This is a genomic window from Paraburkholderia sp. FW306-02-B (assembly GCF_058782725.1).
Map to the genome: position 1 here is coordinate 1,382,570 of NZ_JBYSXZ010000002.1, position 15,688 is coordinate 1,398,257.

The 15,688-nt window shown below is 61.1% G+C and carries 13 protein-coding genes and 3 pseudogenes; 9 read left to right on the forward strand and 7 right to left on the reverse strand.

Translation table 11 applies throughout. The features are described from left to right. Positions 1-190: 190 nt before the first annotated feature. On the forward strand, positions 191-2,179 hold the full coding sequence (locus AC3WOG_RS27325) for a thioredoxin domain-containing protein (RefSeq protein ID WP_492580979.1): 1,989 nt from the start codon (positions 191-193) through the stop codon (positions 2,177-2,179). Positions 2,180-2,421: 242 nt separating this feature from the next. On the opposite strand, the gene AC3WOG_RS27330 is transcribed toward AC3WOG_RS27325, so the two are convergent. From AC3WOG_RS27330 to AC3WOG_RS27345, 4 genes are read right to left on the reverse strand one after another with little or no spacing between them, the layout of a single operon-like run. Continuing rightward, positions 2,422-3,588 (reverse strand): ABC transporter permease, encoded by a 1,167-nt coding sequence (locus tag AC3WOG_RS27330; protein WP_492580980.1) that lies wholly within the window; start codon positions 3,586-3,588, stop codon positions 2,422-2,424. A gap of 8 nt (positions 3,589-3,596) precedes the next feature. Next, a complete protein-coding gene (locus AC3WOG_RS27335; RefSeq protein ID WP_492580981.1) occupies positions 3,597-4,751 on the reverse strand; it encodes an ABC transporter permease in 1,155 nt (384 codons plus the stop codon). Between the two features lie 21 nt (positions 4,752-4,772). Beyond that, positions 4,773-5,465: an ABC transporter ATP-binding protein gene (locus AC3WOG_RS27340; RefSeq protein WP_492580982.1), complete on the reverse strand. Its 693-nt coding sequence runs from the start codon at positions 5,463-5,465 to the stop codon at positions 4,773-4,775. 1 nt (position 5,466) lies between these two features. Then, on the reverse strand, positions 5,467-6,675 hold the full coding sequence (locus AC3WOG_RS27345) for an efflux RND transporter periplasmic adaptor subunit (protein ID WP_492580983.1): 1,209 nt from the start codon (positions 6,673-6,675) through the stop codon (positions 5,467-5,469). A 329-nt stretch (positions 6,676-7,004) separates the two neighbouring features. Between AC3WOG_RS27345 and AC3WOG_RS27350 the strand changes: the two genes are divergently transcribed. From AC3WOG_RS27350 to AC3WOG_RS27365, 4 genes are all read left to right on the forward strand, one after another. Further along, on the forward strand, positions 7,005-7,925 hold the full coding sequence (locus AC3WOG_RS27350) for a M28 family peptidase (RefSeq protein ID WP_492580984.1): 921 nt from the start codon (positions 7,005-7,007) through the stop codon (positions 7,923-7,925). 401 nt (positions 7,926-8,326) lie between these two features. Beyond that, complete coding sequence (locus AC3WOG_RS27355) at positions 8,327-8,806, forward strand: hypothetical protein (protein ID WP_492580985.1); 480 nt, start codon at positions 8,327-8,329, stop codon at positions 8,804-8,806. Between the two features lie 663 nt (positions 8,807-9,469). Continuing rightward, positions 9,470-9,922: an Hsp20/alpha crystallin family protein gene (locus AC3WOG_RS27360; RefSeq protein ID WP_492580986.1), complete on the forward strand. Its 453-nt coding sequence runs from the start codon at positions 9,470-9,472 to the stop codon at positions 9,920-9,922. A 12-nt stretch (positions 9,923-9,934) separates the two neighbouring features. Then, positions 9,935-10,327 carry an Hsp20/alpha crystallin family protein gene (locus tag AC3WOG_RS27365; protein WP_492580987.1) on the forward strand — a complete coding sequence of 131 codons (393 nt, stop codon included), beginning with the start codon at positions 9,935-9,937 and terminating at the stop codon, positions 10,325-10,327. Positions 10,328-10,613: 286 nt separating this feature from the next. On the opposite strand, the pseudogene AC3WOG_RS27370 reads toward AC3WOG_RS27365, so the two are convergent. The 3 genes and pseudogenes from AC3WOG_RS27370 to AC3WOG_RS27380 all read right to left on the reverse strand — a co-directional run. Further along, positions 10,614-10,883 (reverse strand): annotated as a pseudogene (locus AC3WOG_RS27370) (IS6 family transposase); the annotation flags it as partial. A gap of 452 nt (positions 10,884-11,335) precedes the next feature. Next, the gene (locus tag AC3WOG_RS27375) at positions 11,336-11,626 is read right to left on the reverse strand and encodes a hypothetical protein (protein WP_492580988.1); all 291 of its coding nucleotides are present in this window, start codon (positions 11,624-11,626) and stop codon (positions 11,336-11,338) included. 135 nt (positions 11,627-11,761) lie between these two features. Next, positions 11,762-12,462 (reverse strand): IS6 family transposase gene (locus AC3WOG_RS27380; RefSeq protein ID WP_492580989.1). Its coding sequence is split into 2 segments (ribosomal slippage): positions 11,762-12,186 and positions 12,186-12,462, totalling 702 coding nucleotides; the frame shifts between segments, so codons are not numbered across the junction. Positions 12,463-12,520: 58 nt separating this feature from the next. On the opposite strand from AC3WOG_RS27380, the pseudogene AC3WOG_RS27385 reads away from it, so the two are divergent. The 4 genes and pseudogenes from AC3WOG_RS27385 to AC3WOG_RS27400 all read left to right on the forward strand — a co-directional run. Further along, positions 12,521-13,018, forward strand: a pseudogene (locus AC3WOG_RS27385) (NAD(P)/FAD-dependent oxidoreductase); the annotation flags it as partial. A gap of 73 nt (positions 13,019-13,091) precedes the next feature. Next, a pseudogene (locus AC3WOG_RS27390) lies at positions 13,092-13,733 on the forward strand (nitrilase-related carbon-nitrogen hydrolase); the annotation flags it as partial. Further along, positions 13,699-13,998: a hypothetical protein gene (locus tag AC3WOG_RS27395; protein ID WP_492580990.1), complete on the forward strand. Its 300-nt coding sequence runs from the start codon at positions 13,699-13,701 to the stop codon at positions 13,996-13,998. The pseudogene AC3WOG_RS27390 and the gene AC3WOG_RS27395, both read left to right, overlap by 35 nt. 329 nt (positions 13,999-14,327) lie before the next feature. Further along, positions 14,328-15,680: an MFS transporter gene (locus tag AC3WOG_RS27400; protein ID WP_492580991.1), complete on the forward strand. Its 1,353-nt coding sequence runs from the start codon at positions 14,328-14,330 to the stop codon at positions 15,678-15,680. Positions 15,681-15,688 lie beyond the last annotated feature (8 nt).

Here is a 15,688-nt window from a genome sequence, read left to right on the forward strand (position 1 = left end):
GCGGACGGTGATCGAGGCCAGGGGCGCGCCTACATGGCGCGCTCATGCATGCCGCCATGCGCGTGCGCCTTGGTCCCGTGCGTGCAGGGAAGCGTCGGCCAGCAACCCGCCAGCCGCGCACTTGCACAGCGCACGGCTCTGCGCGACATTTATCAAGACGACCGGCGCGTAAGCCCGGCTGGAGACCGCCATGACAAACCGCCTCGCCGCCGAAACCTCCTCTTACCTCCAGCAACACGCCGAGAACCCGGTGGACTGGTATCCATGGAGCGAAGAGGCATTTCGCCGCGCCCGCGAGGAAGACAAGCCGATCCTGCTCTCCGTGGGCTACGCCGCGTGCCACTGGTGTCACGTCATGGCGCACGAATCCTTCGAGAATCCGCGTATCGCCAGCCTGATGAACGAGCGCTACATTAGCATCAAGGTCGATCGGCAGGAGCGTCCCGACATCGATGACATCTACCAGCAAGTCAGCCAGATGATGGGACTAGGAGGCGGCTGGCCGCTGACCGTGTTCCTCACGCCGCAGGGAGAGCCGTTTTTCGGCGGCACCTACTTTCCGCCGGACGATCGCTATGGCCGCGCCGGGCTCGTGCGCGTGCTGATGAGTCTGAGCGAAGCCTGGCGGCATCGGCGAGAGGCGCTGCGCGACACCATTGCGCAGTTTCAGGAGGGGTTCCGACAGCTCGATCAAGCGAATCTGGACGGCGCAGCCGCCGGCATCGGAGATCTGCCGGCAGAGGCAGCCCGCGCCTTGGCACGGAACACTGACCCGGTCCATGGCGGGCTGGGCGGCGCCCCCAAGTTTCCCAACCCGAGCTGCTATGACCTCCTGCTGCGCGTCTATCATCGAAGTGGCGAGCCCACGCTGCTTGACGCGGTGGAACGCACGCTCGACCACATGGCGGCCGGCGGCATCTACGACCAGCTCGGCGGTGGATTTGCCCGCTACAGTGTCGACGCGCGTTGGGCCGTGCCGCACTTCGAGAAAATGCTCTATGACAACGGCCAGCTCGTGAAGCTGTACGCGGACGCCTACCGGCTGACCGGCAAGCAGGCCTGGCGCCGCGTCGTGGAGGAAGCCATCGCCTATGTCCTGCGCGAGATGACGCACCCCGGTGGCGGCTTTTATGCCGGCGAAGATGCCGACAGCGAAGGACAGGAGGGCAAATTCTATGTCTGGACCGCCGCCGGGATCGAGGCAGTCCTTGGTGATTCCGACGGTGCAATGGCGTGCCAGGCCTACGGTGTGACAGAACACGGCAACTTCGAACACGGTGCTACGGTGCTCCACCGTGCGGTCAAGCTGGATGCGCTGCAAGCAGCGCGTCTGGCGGGCTGGCGCGAGCGGTTGCTTGCGGCGCGCGGCCGACGCGTGCGCCCGGCGCGGGACGACAACATTCTCACCGGCTGGAATGGTCTGATGATCGAAGGGCTCTGTGCCGCTTTTCAGGCGACGGGCTGCATCGAGTATCTCAGCGCAGCACAGCGTGCCGCCGATTTCATCCAGAGCGAGCTGACCCTGCCCGACGGCGGCGTGTACCGTGCCTGGAACGACGGGAGAGCCAAGGTGCCGGGGTTTCTCGAGGACTACGCCTTCCTGTCCAATGCGCTGCTCGACCTGTACGAGTCATGCTTCGATAAGCGCTACCTCGAGCGTGCCATCGAACTCGCGGCACTCACCCTCGACAAGTTCTGGGAGGACGGGCTGTATTTCACGCCGTGTGACGGCGAGCCATTGGTGCACAGGCCGCGCGCGCCGTACGACAACGCGTGGCCGTCGGGCATCTCAACGAGCGTGTTTGCGTTTTTGCGCCTGTATGAGCTCACCGGCAATGATCTCTACCGTGACCGCGCCGAGCACGAATTCCGGAGATACGAGGCCGCAGCCGCCAAGGCACCAGCCGGCTTCGCGCACCTCCTTGCCGCGTGGGACTTCGCACAACGCAGCCCGCTCCAGATCATCTTTGCGGGCGACAAATCGGGCGCCGCCGCGCTGGTCACAAGTGTTCACCGCGCATACCTCCCCGCACGCGTGCTGGCCTTTGCCGAAGACGTGCCGATCGGCCGGGGGCGCCGCCCGGTCAAGGGCCGCCCTACGGCCTACGTGTGCCGAAACCGCACGTGCGCCGCACCGGTGGCGGACGGCAAGGCGCTCCTTGAGCTTTGTGCATCCTGACGGCAGCCCGGCGCTATCACCACACTATCGGCCTCCCATATTGAACGCTCGACGTTTCCAGGTTAGCGCAAGCGTCAACGCCATGGCTGTGAGGCGCACGTTCAGGTGTGCACCGCAGCGTGACGAACCTCTCGTGGAGGTGCCTGGTTGGACCGGGCTTGCGGCGTGCGGAGGAACCATTCGTCACGCGGCACCAGGTCATGGTGACGGCGGCATGAGCCGGCTGCAGGGGCCGCCTGCCTTCAGCGTGCACGCAGCGCATCGACGATGTTCATGCGCGCTGCACGCATCGCAGGAAGAAACCCGCCGATGAGACCCATTGCTACCGAGAACGCAAGCGTTTTCACCACGATTGCCGGGGTGAGAATGAAGCGGAACGAAAGGTCGGCAAAGGTCTGGAAGTTGGTGGTGGAAAATGAGGCGAACTGCATCAACGCCGCGCAGCCAAGCCCGGCCGCACCCCCCACGAGGCCGAGCAGCATGGCCTCGACGAGAAACGCGGCAAGCACGTTGACGCGTTTGAAACCCAGTGCGCGCAAGGTACCGATTTCCGTAACCCGGTTGGCCACCGACGCATACATCGTGATCATCGCGCCGATCATCGCAGCGATTGAAAAAATCATCGATAGCGTAAAGCCCAGAATGTTGATGAACGTCGATAGCGCCTTCGATTGATCGCTATAGAACGCCTGTTCGCGTTTAGCCTCGTCGGCAAGCCGTGGGTCGACATCGATGTCCGCCTTGAAACGGTCGAAGAGATGGGTCTGCGCGAGGCGCACCACCATCGACGAGTAACTGGTGCGGCGAAACGACTGCATCAGCTGATCCACATCGCCCCAGATTTCCGAGTCGAAGCCGCTGCCGCCCGCGTCAAAGGTTCCGACGACGGTCCAGTCGCGCTGGGCAAAACGCAAATGCTCGCCGATCTGCGTCCCGCTGAAGCCCTTCGCAACGCTGCTGCCGACCATGATCTCGGACGACCCGGCTTTGAACATGCGTCCCGCCACCAACTTCACCTGTGGACGCAAGCCCAGGCCCGTCGGCGAGACCCCGCGAATGACCACGTTCGACGGTTTGTTCGAGCCGCTCTTCACGAGCGAGATGAGCACCACGGCTTCTTTCGACGCCAGTGGCCGCCCGTCGGCGCCCATGGCCACCGACGGATGCATTTCCATGATGCTTGCCTGGTTGCGGTCGATCGCGCTCTGCACCTCGGTTTCCGCACCCTTGCGGATCACCACCACGTTGTCGTGTTCACCGGTGGACACGAGTGTCTTCTTGAGGCCCGCGTCGAGCATCAGCACCGTGGCGAACACGAACACGACCAGCGCCAGCCCGCCGGCCGTGAGCATCGTGGTCAGCCGGCGTGTCCACAGGTTGCGTGCGATGTAAGCGAGCGGAATCGCCACAGGCGCCTCTAACCGATTGCCCGCAGGCCTTCGACAATACGAACCCGCGCCGCGTGCAGCGCCGGTACGATGGCGGCGGCGAATCCGACGGCGAGCGCGCATGCTGCCTGCAGCTCGATCGTTTCGACGGATACGTTGAAAACCGGGAACACGCCGCCGGTGGCTTGCTTGAAAAAGCTCGCCGCCGGCGGCGTGGCGAGAATGCCGAGGCTGCCGCCGATCGCGCAGATCGCGATCGACTCCCCGAAAACCAGCAACGCCAGAAACGTGGGCCCGAAGCCGAGCGCCTTTAGCGTTGCGTACTCGACCGTACGCTCGCGCGCACTCATGGCCATTGCATTGGCCATCACCGCCATGATGATCACGATCACCACATACGACACGACGCGGATCGCCGCAATGATCTGATTCGACATGGCCACAAAGCCAAGCTGAAATGCCTGCTCGGTTTCGGTGAGGGTTTCAGCAAGGGAATTCTTGAAGACGCTATCCACGCTGCGCGAGATCGCCGCAGCATCATCGGGGTTCGAGACGCCCAGGACGTAGACACCGACTTGATCCGCCTGCCGGGGTGTCGTCTTGCGCACGGTTTCATTCAGGTATTCCCAGTGGAACAGCAACTGACGCGTAATCGTCGTTTCGTCCCGTCCGTCCAGAATGCCGCGAACGACGAATTCCCAGGTGCCGGGGTAGATCGTGCCTTTGATCGGAATCACGTCACCTACCTTGAATCCGAACTGGCTCGCGAGCTGCCGTCCCACGAGGCACCCCTTGCGGTCGCGCAGGTAGTCGGAGCGCTGCTGCGCCGGCAGGACCAACTCCGGGTACAGGTCGAGATAGTTGTTCGATACCGCGAACTGCGCAAAGAAGTTCCTGGGCTCTCGATAGATACCCCCGAACCAGTTGGAACGAGCCACGAGTGTCACCCCGTCGACGCCTCGAATACGGTTCTCATAGCTCAGAGGCAAGGGGAAGACGAGCGAGATGGTGTTGCGTGTCACGAGCCGTGCATTCGAGGCCGCGGCGGCCCCCGCATACCAGGCGTCCACCACCGTGTGCAGCAACCCGTAGGCGAGCACCGCGATGGTCAGCCCCACCACGGTCAGAATGGTGCGCAGCTTGTGTCGCAGCGCGTTTCTCGCGATCAGCTTCAGCAGGTACATGGCGCAGCACCACAACCCCGTTCAACGGATCTTGCCATCGCTCAGCTCCCCCTTCTCCAGATGCACGAGCGCCTTCGCCGCGCCGGCAGCGTGAGCGTCGTGAGTCACCATGATGATGGTTTTGCCGAACTCCGTGTTGAGCCGTTGCATCATCGAAAGAACTTCCTCCGCTGACGCACGGTCCAGGTCGCCGGTCGGTTCGTCTGCCACGATCAGCGTTGGATCGGTGATCAGCGCGCGAGCGATGGCGACGCGCTGCTGCTGGCCGCCGGACAGCTCGAAAGGGTAATGGTGCATGCGGTCGGTCAGGTTCACCATGTCGAGCACCAGCCCAACGCGCTCATGCCGCTCTCTGCGGGTCAAATGAGTCAACATCAGCGGCAGCTCGATGTTTTCGAAAGCGGTGAGCACGGGCATCAGGTTGTAGAACTGAAAAATGAAGCCGACGTTGGCCGCGCGCCATTCGGCCAGCGCCGCTTCCGGAAGTCGCGTGATGTCGAGCCCACCGACGCGCAGCTCGCCGCTATCCGGCCTGTCGATGCCGGCAATCAGATTGAGCAGCGTGCTCTTGCCCGATCCCGACGGGCCCATCAGTGCGACGAAGTCGCCCTTGCCGATCCCGAGCGTGATGTCGGCCAGGACTGGCACGGTCTGGACTCCGCGTCGGTAGGATTTCGCGACGTGGCTAATTTCGACGAGCGGTGCGGTACTCACGCTATTTCTTCGCCAAAGTTACTTTGGCGCCGTCCGTGATCTTCTCGTTCGGAGCCAGTACGAGCGTGTCGCCCGGGTTCACGCCATTGACCGCGACGAGCTCGCCGATCCTGGCGCCCGTCGTGACCGCGACCTCCCGCACCGTGTCGTCCTTGACCACGTAGACCACTTTCTTGCCGTCGCGCTCGACGATCGCGGCGGGCTGCACCGCGACAACGGGCTGCTTTTCCTGCGGCGGAACCGGTCTCGCGAGGAACGCAATCTTTGCGCTCATGTCGGGAAGCACACGCGCATCGCGGTCCACGAAACGCACTTTGACCAGCACGGTCGCTTTCGAGCGGTCCACCGTGGGCACGATGCGCGAGACCCGGCCCGCCAGTCGTAGATAGGGCAGCGCGTCGAGCTGGATCTCGCACGGCTGATCCACATTGATTCCGGCTATGTTGGACTCCGCCACATCCGCTTCGACTTCAAGCGTTTCCATGTCGGCGATCGTCACGACCGCCCCCTTGCTGTCGGATGCCTGCGAAAAGGGGGTGATGTTGTCGCCCACGTTCGCATGCTTTTCGATCACCACGCCATCGAATGGCGCACGAATCGCGGTCTGATCGACAGCGACTTGAGCGGCACGGGCGTTGGCCTGCGCCGACAAGATGGCGGCCTTGCTGTTGTTGATCGACGCCTTGGCTTTGTCGTAGCGGGCGAGATCGGCATCGTATTGCGTTGCCGGGATAGCCCCCTTGGGCGCGAGTATCGCGGAGCGGCGCAGATTGGCTTCGGCGTTCTTCAGCTCGGCAACCTGCAGTTCAAGATTCGCCTGCGCCACTGTCACTTGCGCCAACGCCTGAGCCCGCGCTGCCTCGACATCCGCGCTTTCGAGCCGGGCGATCACCTCGCCTTTTTTCACGTGAGTGCCCTCCAGCACCCCGAGCCACTCGAGGCGGCCCTGCGCCTTCGATGCAACCGCGGCCTTGCGCTGCGGCACGACGTAACCCGTGGCGTTGAGCAGCGTGTAGCTCTGCGACGGGTAAGCGGATGTCACGGTTGCCGTTTCGACCGCCTGCGGACCGGCCAGCCTGGCGGCCACGCCGAGCACCGCGGCGATGATGAGCGCGATGACCGCGTAACGGATCCAGTTGCGCCGCCGCCGCGGGACGGTGCCGACCGACGGTCGGTCGATTCTCAGCCTTTTCAGATCGTGATCAGCCAATTTTCGGGCCTTGCGCCGGCAAGTGGTCACATTCGTCAAGCGCCATACAGGAACGCCGTTACGACGTATCGCCACGCCGCCTTGTGGTACGGTGAACGGGCCCACAGTATAGCGCCGTGCCCAGTCCGCGCTTACGCCACGGTGGCGCCGCCGTGGCGTTCGGCCCGGACCTGCTCATGCGACTCGCCGATTGCAATGCGGGCAGTATTGTCGTCGCCGCTCGAAGCGGCGCGCATTCGAAATATGAATCGCGGCTGGCGTTACGCTCGCTGGTAGCCGTTCCGTGCTTCAATGGCGGTATTCGTTCGCGAACGGGTGGAGAGAATCGCATGCTGACTGCGCACGTCCCTGACCTGGCTGCGGCGTTGGAGCGCCATGTGAAGGTTCTTGCCGAAGACATCGGCGAACGCAACGTGTTCCGGCCGGATGCACTGCACGCGGCGGCCGACTATATCGTGCAGCAGTGGACGAGGTGTGGCTGTGCAGTGACGCGTCAGGACTATCGGGTGCGAGGGGTCCCCTGTGCCAATATCGAAGTTGCGCTCGCAGGCTGCGTTGAGTCTGACGAAATCATTGTGCTGGGCGCGCATTACGACACCGTGCGCAACAGCCCCGGCGCCGACGACAACGCCAGCGGCGTCGCCGCGCTCCTCGAGATCGCGGGCATGCTTCGGGCCCTCTCGCCTCGGTACACCGTGCGCTGCGTTGCGTTCGTGAACGAGGAAGCGCCGTTTTTCTTCCGCGGCGACATGGGCAGTCTGAGGTACGCGAGAGCCGCGCGGCTGCGCGGGGATCGCATTCGCCTGATGCTTGCGCTCGAGATGCTCGGTTACTACCGGGACGAGCCGGGTACGCAAAGGTATCCGCCTTTGCTGCGTTACTTCTATCCGGCATGCGGCAACTTTATCGGCTTCGTTTCCAATCTTCGCTCGGCGCGCCGATTGCGATGGTTCGTCGACGCGTTCCAGGCGTCGTCCAATTTTCCGCTCGAAGCAGCGGCGCTGCCGTGGTGGGTGCCAGGGGTCGCGTTGAGCGATCATTCTTCGTTCTGGCGCCACGGCTATCCGGCCGCCATGGTGACGGACACTGCCTACCTGCGCAACCCGCACTACCATACCGCTCACGACGTCCCAACGACGCTCGACTATGGGCGCATGGCCGCCGTGACGCGCGGGTTGGCTGCGAGCGTGGCATCGCTGGGGCCGGGTGGCGCGAATCCCGGCAAGATCCAGGCCCCGGAAAAGGGGTAGCTGTGACCGTGGGCGGCCGCTTTCGACGCGAGGACTCTGTCAGTTACCGACCCCTTTGCAGACCTTGGCCTTTCCTACCGGCAGCCATTCAGGGCTCGATTTGACGAATGCTTCACTGCTGCAGCCAATCGAAGCGCCCGTTAGATTCGGGCGGGCGCGGACGCGAGGTGAAATACTGTCTCGACGACCACCGATATGGACACCTGTGGAGCAGCAATGGGTCATATATTCAAGATTCTTTCCGGGGTTGATGCGGGCAAGGGCATGTATTGCATCTCGTCCGACCTGTTGGATGGGTGTCTCGCGTTTGCGCGCATGGCAGAGTCGGCAGAAGATCCGGATCAAGTCTTGCACGCGAACACTGCGACAATTTTTTTGCCGGCTCCCTTATCGAGGCACGATTGAACGAACTGATCGAGCAAATGTCCTCGGACACAGGCAGCGAGCCGAACGTTCCTATCGCATTCTGGCGAACACTGAACGATGGGAAAAGGTCTTATGGCACCCGCGACAAATGGAATCTCATAGCGTCTGCAAGCGGCGGCCAAGTATGGGATTCAAGTATCGAACCGTTCCAGTCACTGGACATTGTGACAGCGTTGCGCAATGAACTTGTCCATTACAAAGGCGAGATCGGGGAGGGGACGAAACCGCGAAAAAAACTGCAGCATTTAAGCGACAGGTTCAAAGGCCCGGGCAATGACGTTCTCCGGGCGATGAAAGTCGGTAGCTGGACGCACGACCTGCTGACGTGCGGAGGCCTCGGCCAATGGGTCTGTGAAGTCATTGCGCCGGTCGCTAGGGAATTCGACGAGCTGCTCTCGGGTAAGCGGCAGCTGAAACACGACATTACTAAAAAGCGCCTACATCCAACATGTTGATTCTTGGCACCTAGGGCGTCGTGTTGCGAAGGTTTGTTCTTCGACTCTTCCTTTATTTATAGCGGGGAAGTTATCCACAGGCGCCACTATTCGGAGTTCGTAACGAACCGACAGCAAACCGAGAACAACCGCGACAAGGCCAGGCATCGATCCAGCGGCGCGCACAGCAGGTTGAGCATGGCAAGCGCAAGCAAGCCGAAGCTCAAACGACGGCGCCGAACATAAATCTCAAACGCCCAATGCGCCTCAAACCACGGGACAGCGCGTCTGATAAGCGTCAGTCGCGAGGCTGCTGAAGAGCAGTCAGCAGAAGCCGGCCAAGCGCCGGCTTTTTTTGTCTGGCGTACGAGAAAAATGGCCGGAACCGAAACGGAGCGGGCTGACTGCATGCGACCGCCGAGCGAGAGAAACGCTGATCTGTTCCTGATCCTGGAATCGAGTGCAAGGCGCATTGCCCGCTTTCAGTTCCATTGTGGCGAGCGCGCTCAACAATCCGCCCTCTTGTATTTTTTTTGCCCGCCCCCATCTATCCATTGCATAGGTCGGCCACCATACGCCTTCTCGTCCAGCGTGAAATTCGAGTGACTGCCCTGGGTCGCCTTTCGGCGAAGCTGCCGAGGGGCGCACTCGCCTGCGAGGTGATAGATGAAAGGAGATCCAGCCATGAAGGGTTCATTCACGAGGTTTTCTTCCGACGTATTTCCGGACTTCGAGCGGCTCCAGGAGCAGATGGACGCTGTCGTTCGAAACTTTGGCATTTCGTCCGGTATCCGTGCCGGCGCTCGGGGTACATTTCCCCCGATCAACATCGGGAGTACGGCGGACGCCATCGAAGTGGTCGCATTTGTGGCGGGCGTCGACCCGCAGGCGCTGCAGGTGTCCATCGACAAGGGCCTGCTTATCCTGAGCGGCGAAAGGCCGGCCGCCGTTGCGGACACCGGCGAGCGCAAAATCGTCTATGCGGACGAACGGTTTGCCGGCAAGTTTCGCCGCGTCGTCAGCCTGCCTGACGATGCCGACCCGGCTCGCGTCGAGGCAAAATATGCGGACGGTTGTCTGCGCGTCACCGTGATGAAGCGCGAGTCGTCCAAGCCTCGCCTGATTGAAGTCCAGTAAAGGGAGACTGCCATGAGCGAAGAAACCCAAGTCGCCACGCGTGAACCGCAAAAGGTGTCGGCCAAGAGCGCCACCGCCGCGTTGATCCCGCCCGTAGACATCGTCGAAGATGAGACGGGAATTACCATCACGGCCGACCTGCCGGGCGCCTCGAAGGACCGTCTCGAGATCAAGATGGAAGGTGAACACCTGCTGATTGAAGCAGAGGCTGCCATCGCGGTGCCGGAAGGTCTGCAACTGCTTCACGCCGAAATTCTTGAGCCGCGCTACCGCCGAGCTTTTAGATTGAGTCGCGAACTGGATGGCTCGAAGATCGAAGCAAGCTTGAAAGACGGCGTTCTAACGCTACGCATTCCACGCATCGAACAGGCGCAGCCGCGACGCATCGAGGTGCAGGTAGGGTAATGACAACGAGCAGTACCGGGGGCGGCTTCAACCCGCCCCTAAAAAGCGGAGAAAGGGTAACCCCTGCCTTATGGCCCGGTAATCAGGGCAGCTTGGGCGGCGACAATCATTGGGGCCGAAAGTGGAGCCAAGGTCACGGGGCTCCATGTCATCCTGGAATTTCATGTCCTCGCGTATGACACCGAAAAGCGAGTCATTCAGGCCACCCGACAGCATGCGGATGACTACCTCGGGCGCTGTCACGTTGAGGTGTTAGTGCCGCAATAGCGGAGAGAACGCGCATTGCTCAGAAAGCGAACGGATTTTGGGTGAGATCAGTGAAGCGACGCCACGCGGCAAAGCGTGCTGCGAGCTGTTCTCGATACAGTGAGGCGCGCAGCAAATGTCGCTTGAGCGCGAAGTGCTGGCGGATCGGACCGAAGCTCGACAGGAACGCCTGCGTACGGTTGGGATCGCGGAAGCCACGCATGCGGCGCTCGCGTTCACGCGTAGGCTGATGGCTATTTTCGGCACGATTGTTTAGGCGGGCACTGGCCTTGACAAAGACATGCTTGACGAGCAGCTGATAACTGCAGCCGGAAAGCGATGACCGTGATAAAGCGATTTTGCATTCTTCATCGCCCTATCTTACGCGACCGCCCAGGCAACGTGACAATGCCGTCGGGATCTGATCGGCACCGCGATCGGCCGCGAAATCACGGGTAGTCCTGAGGACGGTTGGTGGCCGCGCTTGACACCTCTCCTTATCGTGACCGCTCGTTTCAGACCGTCAATCGATTGCTCTTACAAATATGTTAGTCCTGCATCCGCTCTTGCGGGAACTGGTACGGCGGACGCGGGAGCCGAAGGCATCGGTTGAGGACAAACATATTTGCAACATCGGATCGGGGATGTGTCACGCGCGCCTCCTCGCTTGATGTTCGTGCGTGGGCAGTGTTGTGGCCGGACGCTTATTGGGCTGTTGTGGTTGCGAGCTTGGCTGGTGGCCTTCATCATCACGGACTCTCTTCACGCAGGAGCGTCCGGCTTTGATCGACGCCTTGTCGGGAGACGCCCTTTCCATTTCAGATTGACCCCGTGCTTTTGCAGCAAGGCCACGATCTGGCCTTCGCGCATGTGCGGCAACTGCGCCGGCGCCTTTGCCTTGAACCAGGCGTGCAATTCGACGAACTGGTAGTAGCCGATGCCGGAACGGAGCCAGAATTTCGATCCGGACGAGGTGTCCTGACACTGCATGCGCGTCCACACATACCGGCGCGCGCAGAAATGCCATTGCGTTTCGGCCAACTTGTCGCGCACCCCGTTGCAGCGCGGGTATGCCGATCGTGCACATACGACGTGACTCAGGTTAGCTGCGCGTCCGATGTGGCTCCTGGAAAGGTTTTGTCGCAGTAAGGCTCGCGGAGAAAAGATGATCGATATGTGAAGTACTGCTTATGTTATCAGTTCGTAGAATTGACCGGCGGCGGACGGATGGGTTCCGCGAGCACACGTCATCTGTCCTTTGGCGATCATATGCATGACTTCGATGCCGCCCAGCAGAATCCGGGCGCAGCGAAAAGTCTTGAACCCCAGCATGGGTCGTGTGCGTCGCTTGATCGCCCGATGGTCCTGCTCGACGAGGTTGTTGAGATATTTGGACTGGCGGATCTTGATGGGCACTTCACGATCAGCATTGATGGCTTCGAGCGCGGCGAGATTGGCGCCGCTCCTGTCGATAGTCACAGTCTCGGGCACGCCATTCTGGTCGATCGATTTCTCGAAGTATCGCCGGGCCGCGGCCTTGTCCCGATGGGCGCTTAGCAGGAAGTCGATGGTGTTACCCTCCTTGTCGACGGCCCGGTAGAGATACCTCCATTGCCCTTGATGCGAATGTACGTCTCGTCCATTCGCCAGCTCTTCCCGACTGGCCGCTTGCGGCGGCGGAACGCCTTCTCCAGCACCGGCAACAGCTTGAGCGCCCAGCGATGCACGGTCGAATGATCAACACAAATGCCACGCTCAGCGACCATCTCTTCAATGTGACGCAGGCTCAGCGGATAGGCAACGTACCAGCGTACGCACATCAGGATCACGTCGAGCGGGTAATGCAGGCGCTTGAGCACTCGGGCCACCGCCGGATTCAACGTCGTCATCAAGCTTTCAGCCGTTCATGTTGTTCCGCACATCATAGCGGATCGCCTTATTGCAACAGAACCGTGGGAAATCGATCCGGCGAAGCACAGGCCGGGTCTGGTGATCCACACCGCCGGCTGGCCGCTGGAAAGCGACACGTATGGCGGCTCGTTCCTCTATCACATCGACAACAACCAGGTGATGGTGGGCTTTGTCGTCGGGCTCGGCTATTCGAATCCGTACCTGTCGCCGTTCGAGGAATTCCAGCGCTACAAGACGCATCCGTCGATCCCCGCGTTCCTCGAAGGCGGCAAGCGGGTGTCGTACGGTGCACGGGCAATTACCGCCGGTGGCCTGATGTCGCTGCCGAAGCTGGTGTTCCCGGGCGGGGCGCTCGTGGGTGACGATGCGGGCTTCCTGAACGCGTCGCGCATCAAGGGCAGCCATGCGGCGATCAAGACCGGCATGCTGGCCGCCGAGGCGGCCTTCGACGCCGTCCAGGCAGGCCGTCAGGCTGACGAACTCGCGGCCTATCCGGACGCGTTCAAACAGTCATGGCTGCACACCGAGCCTTACTTTCCGCAGGTCGCCGGTCGAATTTCCGCGTAATTTCCGGGGTGCCGGCGGTAGCTCATGGTTTGCGTGGTGTCTCGGCGTCTACCGGAAGATTCATCTGCCCGGTCACACGGATCACAAGACGGCTGCGCCGTTCCAGCATCTGGAGAAGAAGTTCTTCGAAGTAGGGGACCTCGGTTTTCCTGTCACCGAAACGATGGCGACGAAGATTGGTATGTGCATTTGCAACGATCGACGCTGGCCGGAAACGTGGCGTGTGATGTCGCTTCAAAGCGCTGAACTAGGTGTGCTCGGCTACAACACGCCGTCGCTCAATATTCACTGGAACGAACCGCCTCATCTGCGCATGCATACGCACCTGATCACGCTTCAGGCGAGTGCCTATCAGAACGCCATGTGGATCGGCGCGGCGGCGAAGTGCGGCGCGGAAGACGGTTTCCACATGATCGGTGGATCGGTGATCGTAGCGCCGTCCGGCGAGATTGCAGCGCAATCGGTGAGTGAAGAAGATGAGGTGATCTTTTCGAATATCGATCTGGCGCTTGGCGACACGTTCCGGGAACACGTTTTCAATTTTGCTAAACATCGCCGTCCGGAGCACTACACACTGATCACGGAGCGTACGGGCGCGGGCGATCCGTTATCCGCTGCAAACCGGCGCATCGCAATCGAGAGACGACATGCCAGCTTTACCCACCAAACACTACGCTACTGAACTCCAGCGTCAACTGCGCAGGCTGCTCGGCCACGAGCAGATCGTCACGCAAGGCTACGGGCGTCACCTGCTGATCAAACGCCTGGACGATGAGGAGCCCATCGTCGTGGCGCGCCTCACCGAGCTCGGCCGCAATCGATATAGCGCCGCCTTTCGCATCCATAGTGGGCGCTGGGAACCTCTGCCAGGCACAGCTTCGCTCGAGGAGATGGCCGAGGTGGTCGTTACGCTCCTGCCGCATTACTTGCAGCCCGATAATTATTGAACGTACTTGCGGGATGTTGTACTAGTACAACGAGGTGGCACTTCGACATCGCGGAGCCCCGCTCCGTGGACGGAAATCCAAGGTGACATATTCGCGCCATCAAATCAGCCAAAATAAGCGTGCGAAATAAGCCCGGCTTATTCGATGTGCAAAACAGCTAAGGCCTGGCCGTCAACATGAAAGCGGTTCATACCGTTCATTTTTGTCCTGAATTTGACTGCTGTTTTCGCGGGTCCTATCGTTCGGACATGTCTGCCTGATGTGTATCGTCACCTGCCGATCGGGATTGTTGAGAAGCGGGAACTTCAACTTCGTGTTTGCCAAATGCCATGAATCCTGACGCGTTAGCCACGCTTGCTTCCCCATCCGCTATTCGTCCAACGAGTGCGGTTCGCCGCGCAGTGACGACCGCCGTCCTCGGGCAGATACTCGAGTGGTACGACTTCTTTCTTTACGGCACGGCCGCTGCATTAGTGTTCGGCCGATTATTCTTTCCCGTGGGAAGTGATCCGTTGACGGGAACGATCGCCGCATTCGGCGGCTTTACAGTCGGCTTCGTAGCCCGTCCTATCGGTGGCGTGCTTTGTGGCCACATCGGAGACCGCTATGGGCGCAAGACGGTCATGATGCTCACCTTGTTGACGATGGGTACTGCGACAGTCTGCATGGGTCTGTTGCCGACGTATCAGCAAGCCGGCATCGCGGCGCCAGTCATGCTTGTGCTGCTACGTATCCTTCAGGGTCTTGCAGCCGGCGGAGAATGGAGCGGCAGCATCTTGCTGATCCATGAGAGCGCGCCCGCATCGAAACGCGGTGCACTGGCGGCATGGAGTCCCTGCGGCGCAGCGTTCGGTTTCGTTTTGTCCACCGTTGCATTCCTGCTTATCCAGACGCTATCGCCTGCAGACTTTCAGAGCTGGGGGTGGCGCGTACCGTTCCTTTGCAGTGCGACCCTGGTCGCGCTCGGACTCTGGATGCGTCGCTCCGTCGACGAAAGCGCGGAGTTCGCCGAAGTCAAGGCAAAGCGTCAGGACAGCCGCGTGCCGATCGTCGAAGTCCTTCGCCGCTGTCCGCGTCAGGTGCTGACGGTCTTCGGCCTGCGCTTCGGCGAAGGCGGCGCATCGTATATCTTCTTCGCCTTCTCGATTGCGTACGGTCAATTCATCGGCCTGAAATCGTCATGGATCCTCGGTGGACTCACGGTCTCCATGTTGCTGATGATTCCGGTCTCGCTTGTGATGGGACACGTCACCGACAAAGTTGGCCGAAAACCGGTTTATCTGGTCGGGGCGATTGCGATCGTGCTGGTCGCCTACCCGTACTTTGCGTTGCTCGGCTCAGGCGAGTTCTGGAAAGTGATAGCGGCCCTCGTCCTCGCAAACAGCATCACGCTCGGTATACTCGAGGGCGCTCAACCCGCTTTCATCAGCGAATTGCTGCCTGTTCATCTGCGCTTCTCTGGTCTCGGCATTGGCCGTGAGATTTCATCGGTGCTCGGGGGCGGCCTGTCGCCGATGATCGCCACTGCACTGCTCGCACATTACCGTAGCGCGACACCCGTCGCCATCTATCTCGGCGTTCTTGGACTGACTACCGTGTTGGCTACCTGCCTGGCTCCTGAGACCTTCCCGAAGGCGCTCCGGCTTCACGCAAAGCAGAGCGCTCAAGACATCGTCCAATAAAGCTGCGT

Coding starts and splice junctions, on each gene's coding strand:
- AC3WOG_RS27325 (WP_492580979.1), top strand. CDS start 191: ATGACAAACCGCCTCGCCGCCGAAACCTCCTCTTACCTCCAGCAACAC.
- AC3WOG_RS27335 (WP_492580981.1), bottom strand. CDS start 4,751: ATGTACCTGCTGAAGCTGATCGCGAGAAACGCGCTGCGACACAAGCTG.
- AC3WOG_RS27350 (WP_492580984.1), top strand. CDS start 7,005: ATGCTGACTGCGCACGTCCCTGACCTGGCTGCGGCGTTGGAGCGCCAT.
- AC3WOG_RS27360 (WP_492580986.1), top strand. CDS start 9,470: ATGAAGGGTTCATTCACGAGGTTTTCTTCCGACGTATTTCCGGACTTC.
- AC3WOG_RS27365 (WP_492580987.1), top strand. CDS start 9,935: ATGAGCGAAGAAACCCAAGTCGCCACGCGTGAACCGCAAAAGGTGTCG.
- AC3WOG_RS27395 (WP_492580990.1), top strand. CDS start 13,699: ATGCCAGCTTTACCCACCAAACACTACGCTACTGAACTCCAGCGTCAA.
- AC3WOG_RS27400 (WP_492580991.1), top strand. CDS start 14,328: ATGAATCCTGACGCGTTAGCCACGCTTGCTTCCCCATCCGCTATTCGT.